Source organism: Bradyrhizobium sp. 25ACV (assembly GCF_054863005.1).
In genome coordinates, this window is record NZ_JAVAYO010000004.1 from 1 (window position 1) to 16,882 (window position 16,882).

Genomic DNA, 16,882 nt, shown 5'->3' on the forward strand with positions numbered 1-16,882 from the left:
GACCCCCGCATGGCCAAGCTCGCCGGCGGCGTCCATCGCCTCGAGGGACAGCTCATGGTCGTCCTCGACGTCGATCGTGTCCTCGATCTCGCGCCGGAAATGATGGCGGCCTGATACGGCGGCTCGCCGCCGACGTGCCAGTAATTGGAAGTGCCCCCCGCAAAGGGGGAGGAAGCAGAGGTTCAGATGCGAACTTGTCTCGTCGTTGATGATTCCAGCGTCATCCGCAAGGTTGCGCGCCGGATTCTGGAGGGCCTCGACTTCCAGATCCTCGAAGCCGAGGACGGTGAGAAGGCGCTGGAGGCCTGCAAGCGCGGCTTGCCCGATGCGGTGCTGCTCGACTGGAACATGCCGGTGATGGACGGCTACGAGTTCCTCGGCCATCTCAGGCGCATGCCCGGCGGCGACCAGCCCAAGGTGGTGTTCTGCACCACTGAGAACGACGTCGCGCATATCGCGCGCGCGCTGCATGCCGGCGCCAACGAGTACATCATGAAGCCGTTCGACAAGGACATTGTGACGGCGAAATTCCAGGAAGTCGGCCTTATCTGAGCGATCGGCCGGAGGCCGAAGGGATTCTTCGGCGCTTGTTTTCAACTGTACCCTTTCAGTCTGAGTTGGTGAGTAATGAGTGTTGCGTTCGCAGGTAATTCGGCTACGACCGGCTCGCGCGAAGCGGGGCCGCTGCGGGTGATGATCGTCGACGACTCCGTCGTCATCCGCGGTCTGATCTCGCGCTGGGTCGGTGCCGAGCACGACATGGAGGTCGCTGCCTCGCTGCGCACCGGGCTCGAAGCGGTCAACCAGATCGAACGCATCAATCCTGACGTTGCAGTGCTCGACATCGAGATGCCCGAGCTCGACGGCATCTCGGCGCTGCCGCAGCTGCTGGCGAAGAAGCGCGATCTCGTCATCATCATGGCCTCGACGCTGACCCGCCGTAACGCGGAGATCAGCTTCAAGGCGCTGTCGCTCGGCGCCGCCGATTACATTCCGAAGCCGGAATCGACGCGCGAGGCGTCGGCCGCCGACATCTTTCATCACGACCTGATCCAGAAGATCCGCCATCTCGGTGCGCGGCTGCGTCGCAAGGCCGCGGTCGCAAGCCCGCCGCTGGCGCCTGCGAGCCCGGCTCCGGCCCCGCGTAGTCCTGTTGCGCGGCCCACGGTGCCCGCTCCGGCGGTGTCCGCTGCGTCGTCCGGGGCGCTCACCATGCGCCCGTTCTCCACTCAGACCCCCAAGGTGCTGCTCATCGGCTCCTCGACCGGCGGTCCGCAGGCGCTGATGGCGCTCGTCACCGAGCTCGGCCCGGTGATCGACCGCTTCCCGGTGCTGATCACCCAGCACATGCCGCCGACCTTCACCACCATCCTTGCCGAGCATCTGGCGCGTTCGAGCCGTAAGCCGGCAGCCGAGGCGGTCGACGGCGAGCCGGTGAAGCCGGGACGGATCTATCTGGCGCCCGGCGGCAAGCACATGCGCGTGGCGCGCAGCGGTGCGGACACCGTGATCGCGCTCGACGACGGCCCCGCCGTCAATTTCTGCAAGCCCGCGGTCGATCCGCTCTTCACCTCCGCCATCGACATCTGGCACGGCAGCATCCTCTCCGTGATCCTGACCGGCATGGGCTCGGACGGCATGCGCGGCGGCAAGGACATCGTTGCAGCCGGCGGCAGCGTCATCGCGCAGGACGAAGCCTCCAGCGTGGTCTGGGGCATGCCGGGCGCGGCGGCCAATGCCGGCATCTGCGCGGCGATCCTGCCGCTCAACCAGATCGGCGCCAAGGTCAACCGCCTGTTCGCGGGAGATCGCGCGTGACGCCGGTTGACTACGATTATCTGCGCAAGTTCCTGAAAGAGCGCTCCGGCCTCGATCTGTCGCCCGACAAGCAATATCTGGTCGAGAGCCGGCTCTTGCCGCTGGCGCGCAAGGCGAGCCTGTCAGGCATTCCCGATCTCGTGCTGAAGATCAGGAACGGCGACGGCCGGCTTGCCACCGACGTGGTCGAAGCGATGACCACCAACGAGACCTTCTTCTATCGCGACAAGATCCCGTTCGATCATTTACGCGACACCATCCTGCCGGGCCTGATCAAGACGCGCGCAGCGCGCAGGTCGCTTCGCATCTGGTCGGCGGCGTCGTCGACGGGGCAGGAGCCCTATTCGATCGCGATGTGCGTGAAGGAGATGGGCGCAGCGTTGGCCGGCTGGCGCATCGAGATCGTCGCCACCGATCTGTCGCAGGAGGTGCTGGAGAAATCCAAGGCCGGCATCTACAGCCAGTTCGAGGTGCAGCGCGGCCTGCCGATCCAGCACCTGATGAAGTACTTCACGCAAGCCGGCGAGACCTGGCAGCTCAATGCCGACATTCGCGCGATGGTGCAGTTCCGCCAGCTCAACCTGCTGCAGGATTTCTCCCATCTCGGCACGTTCGACGTGATCTTCTGCCGCAACGTGCTGATCTATTTCAACCAGGACACCAAGGCGGTGATCTTCGAACGGATGGCGAAGGGCCTGGAGGCCGATGGCACGTTGCTGCTGGGCGCCGCCGAATCCGTCGTCGGTATCACCGATGCGTTCCGTCCTATCACCGAGCGCCGCGGCCTCTACCAGCTCAACCCCGCGCGCTCCGGCCGCCCCATGGGCGGATTGATGCCGCCGTCCTTGAAGGTAGCCGCGGCGCGGTGAGATGTCTCTTCACCCTCTCCCCTTGTGGGAGAGGGTGGCTGCGCGATAGCGAAGCCGGGTGAGGGGTTTCTATCCTCGCCGGCGGTCTCGCGAGTGGAGAGAACCCCTCATCCGGCGCTTCGCGCCACCTTCTCCCACAAGGGGAGAAGGGAGAAGAGCTCCTCACAAAATCGCATGCGGCAGAAACCGCGAGCGGTTGCCGGTGATCGGGCTCTCGTCCTCGCGGATCGACAATCCGCACGGCTCGTGGTTCACCAGCCAGCTTCCCACCACCGGATAGAAGCCCGAAAAATTCGGCAGCGGCGCGAGCGCCTGGCGCACAAAACCTTCGGCGCCGTAGGGACCTTCGTGCTCGTCCAGCGATACGCCGCCGGACACGATCGTGACGTTGGCGCCTTCGCGCGACAGCAGCGGCTTGCGGACATAGGACGTGCCGAGCTCTGCTGCTCGCGCGTCGTCCTCGAAGAACGCCGGCAGCAGATTTGGATGGTTCGGAAACATCTCCCACAGCAGCGGCAAAATGCCCTTGTTGGAGAGCACCGCCTTCCACGGCGGCTCGATCCAGCGCGTCGGTGCGTCCTTCAGCTTTGCGCCGAAGGCATCGTGGAACATCCATTCCCAGGGATAGAGCTTGAAGGCGAGCGCGATGTCGTTCTCGTCGAGATCGACGAAGCCGCCAGGCTCAAGGCGCCAGCCGACCTCCTCGATGTCGAGCAACCTGGTCGACAGCCCGGCCTGGCGCGCGGTATCCTCGAGATAAGCGAGCGTGCCGGCGTCTTCCGAGTTGTCGGTGGTGCCGGTGAGATGAATGTGACGGCCCGCGGCGATCTCCTTCCACGCCGCGATCAAGCGCTCGTGGATGGAGTTGAACTGATCGGCGCGAACAGGAACGATGCACCGCTCGATCGCCTGTTCGAGCCAGGTCCATTGGAACACCGCGGCCTCGAAGATCGAGGTCGGCGTGTCCGCGTTGTATTCGAGCAGTTTTGCCGGCGACTTGCCGTCGAACTTCAGATCGAGCCGGCCATAGAGGCTGCGGTCTTCGCGCTGCCAGCTCTCGGCGATCAGGCTCCAGAACGCTTCCGGAATTTTCAGGCGCCGCAGGTCCCGCTCCTCGCCGATGACGCGGCCGGCAAGCTCCAGGCACATCGCCTCGATCTCGGCGGTCGGCGTCTCGATGCCGCGCTCGATCTCGTCGAGCGTGAAGCCGTAGTAGGCGCGCTCGTCCCAATAGCGTTCGCCGTCGATGGTGTGGAAAACGAAGCCGCATTGCGCCGCGGTCTCCCGCCAGTCGTCGCGCTCGAGACAGGTAATGCGCTGCATGTCATTTCCTGCGCATGATCTTGCCGGAAAACCGGTGGCCACTTTTCCGGATCATGCGCTAACCGCCGCCCGAGAAGCCATGGCCGAACGAGCCGAAGCCGCCGCGACTGACGCTGCTGTGGCCGGAATCGGACGACGTGCTCGATGAGGAATGGCTCGAGGAATCGCTGCTGAAGAAGCTCGACCGCGACGACCAGCGCGAGCTGCTGCCGCCTGACGAACTGCTGCCGCTGCTGCTTGTGCAGGTCGTGGTCGTCTGCCCCGGCACGGCGCCGGGTGTGGGCTCGCAATTCTGCCGCGGCATCATCGTGTAGGCGGTGGTGCCGACCGCGAGCGTGCCCATCACCAGCAGCGCGACATGGCCGGAGCGCTTCACCGGCTCTTTGGCCGGCAGCGGCAATGACTCTGGCAGGCGTAGCCGGCGCTTGCCGAACTGTTTTTCGGACGGGTTGTCGGCCATCTCAATAGATCATGCTGGCGGCGTTGAGCAGGCCCGCGGCGAGCGAGGACAGCCCGAGCCAGATCGCGGGCGCAAGCTCGCCGGCGGCGATCCGCTCCGACAGCTTCGGCACCGGCACGCGCACGAGAAAGAACACGATGATCTGCACGATCAGCGCGATCATCGCCCAGATCAGGCAGTCCAGCACATTGGCCGAATGCGCGATGGCACTGACCAGCGGCGCCACCAAGCCGAGCAGGCTGAGGCCGAGCGCGATCGCCGCTGCCGGCTCGTTGTCGCGGATCAGCTGGAACTCGTTATGCGCGGTGATGCGGGTATAGACGAACAGATACGCCACGATCGCGATCAGCCCGGTGCAGAAATAGACCAGGAAGGCGGGCAGGCCGGCCAGTGATTGCAGGATCATCGTTCCCCCATCGTGCAGCGACCATTCGTCGGCGGGGGAAGGATAGCGGTTCAATGGCAGGAGGGCGATGAAGCCGCCTTTAACCCGCCTTGGCATCCCCAAAAAACAAAACCCCGCCATTTGCGGCGGGGTCCAGGCTGGGAGGAGCAAGCCCGGGAGGGCTTGCGACGTAAACCCAGAGATCAGGCGGGAATGCGCTCTTCGTGCTCGTGCGGCTCGCGCAGCACGTAGCCGCGGCCCCACACGGTCTCGATGAAGTTGCGTCCCTCGGAAGCATTGGCCAGCTTCTTGCGGAGCTTGCAGATGAAGACGTCGATGATCTTCAGCTCGGGCTCGTCCATGCCGCCGTAGAGGTGGTTGAGGAACATTTCCTTGGTGAGGGTCGTACCCTTGCGGAGCGAAAGCAGCTCCAGCATCTGATATTCCTTGCCGGTCAGATGCACGCGCTGGCCGCCGACTTCCACCGTCTTGGTGTCGAGGTTGACGACGAGGTCGCCGGTCTGGATGACCGACTGGGCGTGGCCCTTGGAGCGGCGCACGATCGCGTGGATGCGGGCCACCAGCTCGTCTTTATGGAAGGGCTTGGTCATGTAGTCGTCGGCGCCGACGCCGAGACCCTTGACCTTGTCCTCGATGCCGGCGAGGCCGGAGAGGATCAGGATCGGTGTCTTGATCTTGGAGACCCGAAGCTGCTTGAGCACGTCGTAGCCGGACATGTCGGGCAGGTTGAGGTCGAGAAGGATAATGTCGTAATCGTATAATTTACCGAGATCGACGCCTTCTTCCCCCAAATCGGTCGTGTAGACGTTGAAGCTCTCAGACTTCAGCATCAGCTCGATCGACTGCGCGACGGCGCTGTCATCTTCAATCAGCAAAACGCGCATGCCAGTTCCCCATAGTCGCCGCTCCTGGGCGTCAGGTCGGCCGCATTCGCGGCACTCAACAAAACGCCTTTGAACAACTGATTCGGATCCTGACAACAGATGGTTAACAAACTCTGATTCTGGAACGCAAGTCCCCCGGGTGCAATTTTTGTCGAATCGCCCTAAGGTATTGCGCGTGAAGCAGCTTTCGTCGCCCAGCTCCGTTCAAGTTCCACTTTAAGAGACGGGCCTAACCGACTCCCGCGACTCAGCCTTCTTCTGAAGGGGAGTCACGCTCAGTCACAAAGACAGTGACGCAATGATTAATGATGCGGGTAAACACGAAGTTAAGCGCCGTTCAGAAATATGGCGAAAGCTAAGGTTTTCACCGTGAAGTCCCGGGAATCGCAGGGGCGACCCCTGGGGATGACCAAGGCGCGGTCCTTAATGAAGGCTCCCCGATGAAGGCGCTTGCCGAACAGATCGGCGACATCGACGGCATCAATATTTATGGCCGCGTCGTCGGTGTCCGCGGCCTGATGGTCGAGGTGGCCGGCCCCATTCATGCGATGTCGGTCGGCGCGCGGCTGGTGATCGAGACTGGTGCCAACCGTTCGATTCCCTGCGAGGTGATCGGTTTCTCCGGCAACAATGCTGTCGTGATGCCGTTCGCCGGCCTCGACGGCGTACGCCGCGGCTGCAAGGCCGTCATCGCCAATGCCGCCAATCTGGTGCGGCCGTCGTCGGCCTGGCTCGGCCGCGTCGTCAACGCGCTGGGCGAGCCAATCGACGGCAAGGGACCGCTGCCGCAGGGCGCTTCGCCGATGCCGTTCCGCAATGCGCCGCCGCCGGCGCATTCGCGCAAGCGTGTCGGCGCCCCGCTCGATCTCGGCGTGCGCGCAATGAACACCTTCCTCACCTGCTGCCGCGGCCAGCGCATGGGCATCTTCGCAGGGTCCGGCGTCGGCAAATCGGTGCTGCTGTCGATGCTCGCGCGCAACGTCGACGCGGCGGTCAGCGTCATCGGGCTGATCGGCGAACGCGGCCGCGAGGTTCAGGAATTTCTGCAGGACGACCTTGGCGAGGAGGGCCTCGCCCGTTCGGTCGTGGTGGTCGCGACCTCCGACGAGCCGGCACTGATGCGCCGCCAGGCGGCGTATCTGACGCTCGCGGTCGCCGAATATTTCCGCGACGAGGATCAGGACGTGCTCTGCCTGATGGACTCGGTGACGCGCTTTGCCATGGCCCAGCGCGAGATCGGCCTGTCCGCCGGCGAGCCGCCGACGGCCAAGGGCTACACCCCGACCGTCTTCACCGAGCTGCCGAAACTTCTGGAGCGCGCCGGACCGGGCCTGGGGGAGGGCGCCATCACCGCGATCTTCACGGTGCTGGTCGACGGCGACGACCATAACGAGCCGATTGCGGACGCGGTCCGCGGCATCCTCGACGGCCACATCGTGATGCAGCGCTCGATCGCCGAGCGCGGCCGTTACCCCGCCATCAACATCCTCAAATCCGTCTCCCGCACCATGCCGAAATCGGCCGACCCGCAGTTCTGGCCCGTCATCCAGAAGGCGCGGGCGGTGATGGCGACCTATGCCGATATGGAGGAATTGATCCGGCTCGGCGCCTACCGGGCCGGCTCCAGCCCCGAGGTCGACGAGGCGATCCGCCTGCACGAACCGCTCGAGGCGTTCCTGCGCCAGCGCAAGGACGAAAATGCGTCTCTGGCGGACGGCTATCGCCAATTGGCGCAAATCCTCGGTAATTTGGAAACGGAACGCTAACTTTGTCCCGTCATCATCCCATCCCACAGAGTAGCAGAGCCGGTCTTGGCCCCAGTCGGGCCTGTGGGGAGACCGGTGACGTCCCACGTGCAGCGAGGGGACTTCTGGGGAGTATGAGTCGATGAAGTCACGAGATACCCTCATCCGCCTGAAGAAGTTTCAGGTCGACGAGAAGCGCCGCCGGGTCACCCAGATCGAGACCATGATCGCCGACTTCCAGCGGATGTCGACCGATCTTGAACGCGAGATCACGACCGAGCAGGAGCGTGCCGGGATCAACGATCCCTCGCACTTCGCCTATCCGACCTATGCCAAGGCCGCCATTCAGCGCCGCGAGAACCTGACCCGCTCGGCCGACGAGCTCAAGGGCCAGCTCGACGAAGCCAAGGCCGCGCTGGCCGAGGCCTTCGAGGAGCTCAAGAAGGTCGAGCTCCTGGACGAGCGCGACCAGGCCCGCGAGCGCGCCGAGGAAAATGCCCGCGAGCAGGCCGACCTCGACAGCATCGGCCTGATGCGCGCCCGCATCGGCGCCGTCGCCTAAAGACACAGCCAGCGGCCAAACCGCCGAGAATTTTGCCAAACCCGGACCCGCAAGGTCCGGGTTTTCGCATGTGCTATCCACAGTGTGGCGCCGCACCCCTTGGTGGACGGCTTGGCCACGCGCTATGGTGGTGGATGGATTACCTCGCCCCGCTTTAAGGGGAGAGGTCGGATTGCCCCGGCGATGCGTAGCATCGTCCGGCGCGATCCGGGTGAGGGGGACTCTCCGCGAGTCCGTCTGCAACCTCCCTTGCGGAGACTCCCCCTCACCCCGACCCTCTCAGGGCGAGCGTAGCTCGTCCCGCCCCCGCAGGCGGGGAGAGGGAGGAAGGTTGGGGGGCTGAATGCTGACGCCAGCAGAGCTGGTCGGGTTGATCGAGGCGGTGGCGAAGGGCGATCAGACGGCGTTCGAGCGCCTCTACGCCGCCACGCGCGCGAAACTCTATGGCGTCGTGCTCCGTATCTTGCGTCGACAGGATCTCGCAGAGGAGGTCATTCAGGAGACCTACGTCAAGATCTGGAACAGTGCGGGCCAGTTCAATCCGGCGCTGTCGTCGCCGATCACGTGGATGGCGTCGATTGCGCGCAACCGTGCGATCGACATCGTGCGCAAGAAGACGGAAATCTCCATCGAGGAAGAGCCTCAGGCGATGGAGGTCGCGGCCGACAGCCCCGATCCGCTGGCGCGCCGGGAGATGACCGAGGAGTTGAAGCGGCTGCTGGAATGCGTCGGCCGGCTCGAGCCGGACCGTCAGCGGCTCGTGCTTCTCGCCTATTACAACGGCTGGAGCCGCGAGCAATTGGCGGAGAAATTCGCCGCTCCCGTCAACACGGTGAAGACGTGGCTCCGGCGCAGCATGTTGGATATCCGGGAGTGCCTCGGACTATGAGGGTTTATACGGTGAGGGTGGTTCTGGACTGCATGTGATGGCCTACTCGGAGGACCATATCGCGCTCGCCGCGGAATATGCGCTCGGTACGCTCGAGGCCGATGAGCGCGCGCAGGTCGAGACCATGATGGCGGTGGACCCGGCGTTCGCCGACATCGTGCTGGCCTGGGCCTATCGGCTCGGCGCCCTCAACCAGATGGTCGGCTCGGTCGAGCCGCGTCCGGTCGTGTGGGAGAACATCAGGTCCGAGATCGCGCGCACGGCGCTTGCGCAGCAGCCGCCTGTTTTGGCCGACGTCGTACCGCCGCCAGTCCCGCCCGTCGAAGCCGCGCCGCCGGAAGCGCCGCTGGAGCAGGGACCGCAACCGGAGCCGCAGCCTCCCGAAGCAGAGCAGCCCGAGCCGATGCGCTCCGGATCCGATGTGATACCCGACATCGCGCCGGTGTTCATGCCGCAGGTCCATGCGCCCGATCCTGAGGTCGTGCGGACGCCGCAGGTGCCCATCGCCGACGACACCAACGTGATCCGTCTCGAGGGCCGCGTGAAGCGCTGGCGCTCGATCGCATCCGTGGTCGGCGCGCTCGCGGCTGCGCTGCTGGTGACGCTGTCGCTTCAGATCTTCCTGCCCGACGCGCTGCCGGGGGCTTTGCGTCCGGCGCCGCGCATCCAGACGGTGGAAGTGAAGACGCCGGCCGCGCCGCTCACCGCCGCTGCGCAATATGTCGCGCTGCTGCAGGGCCAGGGCGGCGGCCCCGCCTTCATCCTCACCATCGACGGCGCGACCAAGAACTTTACCGTGCGCAAGGTCGGCGCGACGCCGGAGCCCGGCAAAAGCTTCGAGCTCTGGCTGATCTCGGACAAGCTGCCGCGCCCGCGCTCGCTCGGTGTGATCGGCGCCGGCGAATTCACCGCGCGTCCGCTGCTCGCCTCCTATGATTCCGAGGTCGTCAACGGCGCGACCTACGCGGTCACGGTCGAGCAGGCCGGCGGCTCGCCCAACGGCCAACCGACCTCGGCCCCGGTGTTTTCCGGCAAGCTGATCGAGACCGTGCCGCCGTCCCAGCCGCAGGCGCCCGCGAAGAAGTAGGTCCGGTAGCCCGGATGGAGCGCAGCGCAATCCGGGGCCACCGCGCCATCAGGCGACAACCCCGGATTACGCTTCGCTCCATCCCGGCTACGAAGCCGTTTTGTCGCCACGGTCCACCCTGCCGTCGCATCCCGACAAGTCGCCTTGAATCCGCCCCCGATTTGAACCTTGCCGCTATTTGCGGCGTCAAATCCCCGGAATTTGCAGTCGGCGCCGCCGATCGCGGAGCCGAAGAGGGGCTAGAAATCAGATGGATGCAGCGAAAACGCCCGGCATCTTCGTTCACCAATACACGGGACTGCCGCACGGCCCTGCGTTCGAGCATTGGCGCGAGCGGGCCTTCGGGGCCTGCGGTCTCGATATCGGGCCGAGCCATGGCGACAGCATCGATTGCCGGCTCCAGATCAGTGTGGTCGACAACATCGCGCTCGCGATTCCGGAAGGCGCCTCCGCGCAATATTCCCGCACCCAGAGCCACCTTGCCGACGGCAGCGACGACCTCGTGCTGATCGCCGCACATGCCGGGCTCGTCCGTGTCGGGCAGAACGGCCACACCCTGGAGCTTGCGCCCGCGCAGATGGTGCTCGTCGACATGAGCATCACCGGCACCGTCGGTCACACCGATGAAAATCGCTTCACCACCATCCGCATGCCGCGTCGCGCGTTGCTCGACATCAATCCGCGTGCCGAGGACAAGCTGTCGCAAGTGCTCAGCGACGGTGCGGTCGCCGAGACCATCTTCTGCTACCATGCGCTCGCCGCCAATCATGCGCCGCATCTCGACGCGGTGGGCCAGCGCCTGACCGCGCAGCATATGGTTGATCTGGTCGGCCTCCTGCTCGGCACCGATGCCGAGCATGCAAGTCTTGCGCGTGGCCGTGGCCATGCGGCGGCGCGCCTCGACCTCATGCGCGCCGATGTGATGGCCGCGCTCGGCCGCAACGATCTCTGCCTGTCCGAGATCGCGACGCGCTCGGGCTTGAGCCCGCGCCAGGCGCAACGCCTGTTCGAGCAGGCCGGCACGACCTTCACGGAATTCGTGCTGGAGCAGCGCCTGCTGCAGGCGCGCAAGCTGCTCGGCGATCCCCGCGCCAGGGCGCGCAAGATCAGCGACATCGCACACTCCTCGGGCTTTTCCGATTTGTCCTATTTCAACCGTGCCTTCCGCAAGCGCTTTGGCGCGACACCGTCGGAATTGCGCGAAACGTGAGGCGCGCCCCCCGGTTTCGTTCTGCGGATCACAGTTGGCCCATTCGCGGCGATGAGCTATATCTACCTGTGCGGGTAGACCGCTCGATCGCTTGTCGTTCCCTTGTCGTTCCATTGGGAAAGTGCAGTCAACGGACATGGCGCGTATCGTCGTGCTCGGCGCCGGATTTGCAGGCCTGTGGGCGGCCATCGGTGCCGCGCGCAAGCGCGACGAGATCGGTGCTGTCAGTGACATCGAGATCTGCCTGATCGATCGCAATCCCTATCACAACATCCGTGTGCGCAATTACGAGGTCGATCTCAGCGAGGTCGCGATACCCTTGCCGCAGCTGCTCGATCCCGTCGGTGTCAGTCACGAGATCGGCGAGGTCGAAGCCATCGATCCGGTCCGGCACGAAATTTCACTGGTCACGAGCAGCGGCCAGCAGACACTGGCCTATGACCGCCTGGTGCTGGCGCTCGGCAGCGAGGTGATGCGTCCCGACATTCCCGGCCTTGCCGAGCACGCCTTCGATGTCGACACCTATGTTGCGGCGCTCCACCTCGAGGATCATCTCGTCTCGCTCGGCCGCAGTGCGCCGTCGCCAGGGTGGTCGACGGTGGTGGTGGTCGGCGCGGGCTTCACCGGCATCGAGGTCGCGGCCGAGATGCCCGACAGGCTGGCGCGTGCGGGTATCACCGGCAGCCGCCGCATCATCCTGGTCGACCCCAACGCCGCGGTCGGCGCCACCATCGGCGCGCCGGCGCGTCCCGTCATCGAGACGGCGTTGGCCGCGCTCGACGTCGAGATGCGCCTCGGCGTGCGCGTCGTCTCGGTCGAGGCGGCCGGCATTCGCTTGAGCTCCGGCGAATTCATTCCGGCGCAGACCGTGATCTGGTGTGCCGGCATGCGTGCGAGCCCTTTGGCGGCGAGCTTTCCGGACGCGCGCGACCGGCTCGGACGTCTCCTGGTCGATCCCTTCATGCGGGTTGCGGATGTGCCTGGCGTGTTCGCGGCCGGCGATGTCGCCTCCAGCGTGGTCGACGGGCTGCATCCGACCGTGATGTCCTGCCAGTTCGCGCGTCCCATGGGCCGCTTCGCCGGCCACAACGTGGTCGCCGATCTCGCCGGCCTGCCGATGCTGCCGCTGCGGATCGACTGGTACGTGACCGTGCTCGATCTCGGCGGCTGGGGCGCGCTCTATACCGAAGGCTGGGATCGCGAGGTCAAGGCGACCGGTCAGGCTGCGAAGACGACCAAGAACATCATCAACCGCAAGCGCATCTATCCGCCGCTGACCGGCAGCAAGGATGAGCTGTTCGCCGCCGCTGCGCCGACCGTGCAGGCACCGCCGCCGAGCTATGGTGCGCGTCGTTGAGCTGGCGGTGCGTCTATCAGCAAACGAAACGATGAATGCAACGAAAGCGATCTCCGCTTCACCCAAGTGACGGGCGGAGTGGGAGTGTTGGCTCTCGGGCGGACTTGCGACCGCTATAAAGGCAACCATCCAGTCTTTAAGATTTCGAGTCCCACCTAGGTAGAGCCATGGTGTTGTCTCTTCCCACAGCGCTGGCGCATACTTCCTGAACGCGCGCTCCGGCGGCAGTGGATAGCATTGTTGCCTGATCAGTCATTCGCGCCGACCTCCGTAAAAAGGAACCCGGCCGGCGTCTTGGTAAAGACGAAGATGAGCTGGCCGCAGAAGACGAAGTAATTGTCATTGTTCTCTTGATCGCGATCGTAGACGGCCTTGCCGCGCTGGACACACGCGCGATTTTTCTCCGTGAACGAGGTCGGATAGGTCTTGGCGCGAAATTGCGCGGCGTCGCGAATTGCGCTGTCGTTCATGAACGGCAATCGTGTCATGCCGGCGACGGCGGCGGAATCGTTTGTTCTCAGCGCCGCACGAAACTTCTCGATGAAGCCGTCGAATTCCTTCTGCAAGGCAGGAGAAGCGACGGCTTTCTTCGGCGCCTGGGCGACGGCTGGAGCAAGGTTCACGAGAGCGGTTGCGAGCATAATTCTCGGCAAAGATCCCACGGGTTGCTCCGTCCATCAATCAAGGTCTTCCGACTGATCCAAATCCATGGTGTTCTGTCGCGTCAAGGACTTTCTGGCTCTTCGGCGCAGCGTTGACCCCGCCCAGGTGTGGACCAACAGCATTTGCCCGAGCATGCGCTGGCATGTTTTGCCGCGCCTGCTTAAGGCAGAAGTTGGCCCGTTAAACACAATGCCACTGATGGTCGCGCGCGATTTATAGTCGCCGCGGCGAACCTGCGCATTCTGTTAGCCGGGATAGCGACGCAGATCCTGTAGATCGTCGGCCTCCCGCTCATCCAAGCGAGTTGGCAAATTATCGTTGCCGACGCTTCCATGTCTGTCGGCACGCCAAAGTTTCCCGTTGCCCGACGAGACACACTGACTGCGCTCCACTCCGGAGGCTGCGCCGCTTTGCCCCGTCCCGGTCCCATACCAATTCTTGCGAACGCCATCGCTTGGGAGCAATCTTGAGCTAGCTGTCTGGTCGGTCGCGGACTTCGGCCTCGAGGGTCAGGTGCCCCAGTTTTCGAGTTTACTGATTTTGCACAAATTGATGGCGGCGTTTGCCGCCGTGGTAGCAGTCATATTCGTGAGCGGCGCAATAGTCTACGACAGGCTTAGCGTGATCGAAGGGGCCAAAAACCGGCGGGTCCATACCACTGACGTGTTGGACACGTTAGAGGCGGCAGTGGCCGCAGCGCTGGATCAACAAACTAGTTTACGCGGCTATTTGATCAGCGGTGACGAGAAGTTCTTGGACCCGTACCGCAGAGGCAGCGCCGACTTCAGCGCGGCAATCCGAAAATTAAGAGAACAGACTTCGGATAACCCAGGCCAGCAAGGTCGTCTAGATGAATTGAACAAGCTGGCGATGACTTGGCGCGTCGAGACCGCTGAGCGGGAGATCGCGCTAATGGCGCATCCCACGACTCGGGAGCAGGCGCGCACGTTGGAGGGGGCGACCGGCAAAGCTGCCATGGACGCAATCCGCGCCAAGGCCAGCGAAATCGAGCAGGTTGAGCGCGATCTGTTGGCAAGGCGTGACGCCGTACAGAAGTTGGCATACGCTACTGCATATAAGGCAACTGTGATGGGCGCCGCAGCCTCGCTCATGGTCGCAGTGTTGATGGGCATACTACTCACACGCGCGATCGCGCGGCCGATCACAGGCATGACCGGGGCGATGGCGGCACTTGCCAAGGGAGACACGAGCATCGACGTGCCTGGAATTGATCGGCGTGACGAAATCGGCGCAATGGCGGCCGCGGTCAATGTCTTCAAGAAAGGCATTATCGAACGCCAGAAGACACAGGTCGAGCTCGCTCATGTCAGTCGCGTAGCCACAATGGGGCAGCTGACGGCCTCGATTGCCCATGAGATCAATCAGCCGATCTCGGCTGCGCTTACTAACGCCGACGCCGCCTTGAACTGGCTCGCCGCGGACCCACCAAACCTGGACAAGGGCCGCGAGTCCCTCCAGCACATTGTCACAGATTGCCAACGAGCTGGCGACATCGTCCACCGGATCCGCGCTATGGTCAGGAAAGCGCCGTTGCCCAAAAGTCGGCTCGACGTCAACGCAGCCGTTCTGGACGTCATCGCCATGGTCCGGAGCGAGGCGGTGAGGCATGGAATCTCGGTACAGATACAACTCGCTGAGGACCTGCCGCAAATCGAAGGTGAGCGCATTCAGCTGCAGCAAGTGCTCCTTAATCTGATCATCAATGCCGTGGAAGCCATGAGCAGCCTTGAGGATGGCAAGCGGGAGTTGCAGATCAGTACCGAAAGGGATGTTGCAGGCGGCGTGCTCGTCGCTGTACGGGATTCGGGTCCGGGGCTCGAGCCGACGAATGCGGAACGTGTTTTCGACGCGTTTTACACGACCAAGTCCAACGGCCTAGGCATGGGGCTTGCCATCTGTCGGTCGATCATTGCGGCTCATGGCGGACGATTGTGGGTCACCCTGAATAAACCGCGGGGCGCCGTCTTCCAGTTTACCCTCACTCCCCTTCAGGACTAGGCCACTTGGCCTGCGCGGCTGCTGAGTTTTGCGGCCGATGCTCGGGATGTGCGAGATGGCCCGAGCGATCGTCCGGGGAGGACCCAAGGTCTACGTCAGCAAGCCCGAGAGTGGCGAGGACGCGAAGCGCGCCTTCTGTCCGGAGTGTGGAACGCCGCTTTGGAGCGTACCCCTGGTGCGCCGTTCACGACGGTCAAGCTGGGCGCATTGGATGACAATTCGGACCTTATCCCTGGATTGCATCTATTCGTCTCATCGGCGGCTCCCTGGCATCGCATGCATGAAGGGCTTCCGCAGTTTCCAAAGATGCCGCCTTCGCCGCCGCCACAATAGAGATGCTCGACCTCGAGTTCGGCTTTTGGCCCAGCGCTAACCACAAACTATGGCATCGCCGACGGGCAAAACACGCAAGATGCCGGTCAATCGCCTCAGTCGAAAATATTCCACTTTACCGAAATTCGGAAATGACGTATGTGCCGCGGCAACCCGGCCCAAGGAAGAGGGGCGTATCGCGATCGTCACGAACGCGGGCCGGGCGGCGGTGGACGTCGATTGCATCGGCGCGAAGAGCTTTCGCAGGGCGGGCAACCGTGAGCGAGGGCGTCGCGCACACGACCGGTGTGATCGGCGTACGGTAAAATCGTGTCGTCCTGGCGCCCGGGGTCTGTGCGCCAAGTCTTGCGGTGGTGTGGAAGCCCAACCGGGCGAGCGCATCAGCCATCCGCAAGGCGACGGGGGCAATAGTGCAACGCTCCCCGGGGAGAACACGACATAAGCCGTAAGCCCACTGCGCAGGGAAGGCTGGGATGTCCCGGTTGCCCTGTGGTCTTTCCGCCTGTGCTTTTGGCACACGCAGATCTTGCGCACAGGCGGCCATGGGAGCCAACCGGCTCCCAGCCTTCCCTGCGCCCTTTTCAATTGAGGGCGAAGCGATCAAGCAAAGCTCGGGCGAAATGCGCCGCGAGGATGTGAAGGTGTGTCTCCACGTCGAGACCGAATACGGAATGCTGCCGCGAGCTCTCACCGTCACCCTGAGGTGCGCGCGCTGCGGCGCGACAGCGACGCAGAGCGAGCCTCGAAGGGCGACGGCCCGGCTGCACCAGCTTGGCCATTCATCCTTCGAGGCTCGGCATACGATGCGTTCGCATCGCACGCCTCGCACCTCAGGATGACGGGACGGACACTGTCAGTGCGGAAAAGATTTCTGGATGGCTTGAGACAAGCCGCTCGCAATGACGATGTTGATGCAGCTGTGCGCCAAACACCGCTCTCGTGCCCCGGACGCAGCGCAGCGCCTCTTCGGCGGTGCGCTGCAGAGCCGGGCCCATGTGGCAGCGAGTGCCGTGGCTTCCTGGGTCCCGGCTCTGCGCAGCAACGCAAGAGCGTTGCAGCGCGTCCGGGACACGAGAGAGGGGGCGTTGCTACTTCACGCTCCGTCATTGCGAGGAGCTCTTGCGACGAAGCAATCCAGAATCCTTCCGCGGAAAGATTCCGGACTGCTTCCGCCTTCAGGCTTCGGCGGACAAGTCGCAGCGTTCGCAATGACGAGCTTGGGGCCCACGCGACCAAAACATCACCCCAGACATGAGA

General features: G+C 64.0%; 16 protein-coding genes and 1 pseudogene. 12 read left to right on the top strand and 5 right to left on the bottom strand.

Annotated features, from left to right (window positions below; genetic code table 11):
• From RAD04_RS10235 to RAD04_RS10250, 4 genes and pseudogenes are all read left to right on the top strand, one after another.
• Positions 1-114 (top strand): annotated as a pseudogene (locus tag RAD04_RS10235) (chemotaxis protein CheW); the annotation flags it as partial.
• A 72-nt stretch (positions 115-186) separates the two neighbouring features.
• Positions 187-552, top strand: coding sequence for a response regulator (locus tag RAD04_RS10240; RefSeq protein WP_007600538.1), 366 nt, complete (start codon positions 187-189; stop codon positions 550-552).
• A gap of 75 nt (positions 553-627) precedes the next feature.
• On the top strand, positions 628-1,818 hold the full coding sequence (locus RAD04_RS10245) for a protein-glutamate methylesterase/protein-glutamine glutaminase (RefSeq protein ID WP_461623679.1): 1,191 nt from the start codon (positions 628-630) through the stop codon (positions 1,816-1,818).
• Entirely contained in the window at positions 1,815-2,687 is an 873-nt protein-coding gene (locus tag RAD04_RS10250; protein ID WP_461623680.1) for a CheR family methyltransferase, read from the top strand. The genes RAD04_RS10245 and RAD04_RS10250 overlap by 4 nt, the downstream gene beginning before the upstream one ends.
• Before the next feature lie 162 nt (positions 2,688-2,849).
• Here the strand turns inward: RAD04_RS10250 and RAD04_RS10255 are convergent, their stop codons facing one another.
• The 4 genes from RAD04_RS10255 to ctrA all read right to left on the bottom strand — a co-directional run bounded on the left by RAD04_RS10255 (position 2,850) and on the right by ctrA (position 5,760).
• Entirely contained in the window at positions 2,850-4,010 is a 1,161-nt protein-coding gene (locus RAD04_RS10255) for a glutathionylspermidine synthase family protein (protein WP_461623681.1), read from the bottom strand.
• Between the two features lie 58 nt (positions 4,011-4,068).
• On the bottom strand, positions 4,069-4,470 hold the full coding sequence (locus tag RAD04_RS10260; protein WP_461623682.1) for a hypothetical protein: 402 nt from the start codon (positions 4,468-4,470) through the stop codon (positions 4,069-4,071).
• A 1-nt stretch (position 4,471) separates the two neighbouring features.
• Positions 4,472-4,876: a DUF350 domain-containing protein gene (locus RAD04_RS10265; RefSeq protein ID WP_461623683.1), complete on the bottom strand. Its 405-nt coding sequence runs from the start codon at positions 4,874-4,876 to the stop codon at positions 4,472-4,474.
• Positions 4,877-5,058: 182 nt separating this feature from the next.
• Positions 5,059-5,760, bottom strand: coding sequence for a response regulator transcription factor CtrA (gene ctrA, locus RAD04_RS10270; RefSeq protein ID WP_008138878.1), 702 nt, complete (start codon positions 5,758-5,760; stop codon positions 5,059-5,061).
• A 440-nt stretch (positions 5,761-6,200) separates the two neighbouring features.
• Between ctrA and fliI the strand changes: the two genes are divergently transcribed.
• The 6 genes from fliI (at position 6,201) to RAD04_RS10300 (ending at position 12,610) form a co-directional block, all read left to right on the top strand.
• The gene (gene fliI, locus RAD04_RS10275; protein ID WP_038972090.1) at positions 6,201-7,526 is read left to right on the top strand and encodes a flagellar protein export ATPase FliI; all 1,326 of its coding nucleotides are present in this window, start codon (positions 6,201-6,203) and stop codon (positions 7,524-7,526) included.
• A gap of 121 nt (positions 7,527-7,647) precedes the next feature.
• Positions 7,648-8,067 (top strand): flagellar export protein FliJ, encoded by a 420-nt coding sequence (gene fliJ / locus RAD04_RS10280; RefSeq protein WP_008138882.1) that lies wholly within the window; start codon positions 7,648-7,650, stop codon positions 8,065-8,067.
• Positions 8,068-8,410: 343 nt separating this feature from the next.
• Positions 8,411-8,956 (top strand): sigma-70 family RNA polymerase sigma factor, encoded by a 546-nt coding sequence (locus RAD04_RS10285; RefSeq protein ID WP_461623684.1) that lies wholly within the window; start codon positions 8,411-8,413, stop codon positions 8,954-8,956.
• Between the two features lie 37 nt (positions 8,957-8,993).
• Positions 8,994-10,043, top strand: a complete 1,050-nt coding sequence (locus RAD04_RS10290) for an anti-sigma factor (protein ID WP_461623685.1) — start codon at positions 8,994-8,996, stop codon at positions 10,041-10,043.
• Between the two features lie 250 nt (positions 10,044-10,293).
• Complete coding sequence (locus tag RAD04_RS10295) at positions 10,294-11,253, top strand: helix-turn-helix transcriptional regulator (RefSeq protein WP_461623686.1); 960 nt, start codon at positions 10,294-10,296, stop codon at positions 11,251-11,253.
• Positions 11,254-11,389: 136 nt separating this feature from the next.
• The gene (locus RAD04_RS10300) at positions 11,390-12,610 is read left to right on the top strand and encodes an NAD(P)/FAD-dependent oxidoreductase (protein ID WP_461623687.1); all 1,221 of its coding nucleotides are present in this window, start codon (positions 11,390-11,392) and stop codon (positions 12,608-12,610) included.
• Between the two features lie 248 nt (positions 12,611-12,858).
• Here RAD04_RS10300 and RAD04_RS10305 read toward each other — a convergent pair whose 3' ends face one another.
• A complete protein-coding gene (locus tag RAD04_RS10305) occupies positions 12,859-13,251 on the bottom strand; it encodes a hypothetical protein (RefSeq protein ID WP_461623688.1) in 393 nt (130 codons plus the stop codon).
• 535 nt (positions 13,252-13,786) lie between these two features.
• Between RAD04_RS10305 and RAD04_RS10310 the strand changes: the two genes are divergently transcribed.
• Together RAD04_RS10310 and RAD04_RS10315 are read left to right on the top strand one after the other, a co-directional pair.
• Entirely contained in the window at positions 13,787-15,292 is a 1,506-nt protein-coding gene (locus tag RAD04_RS10310) for a CHASE3 domain-containing protein (protein WP_461623689.1), read from the top strand.
• Between the two features lie 55 nt (positions 15,293-15,347).
• Positions 15,348-15,665, top strand: coding sequence for a GFA family protein (locus RAD04_RS10315; RefSeq protein ID WP_461623690.1), 318 nt, complete (start codon positions 15,348-15,350; stop codon positions 15,663-15,665).
• The last annotated feature ends 1,217 nt before the right edge of the window (positions 15,666-16,882 follow it).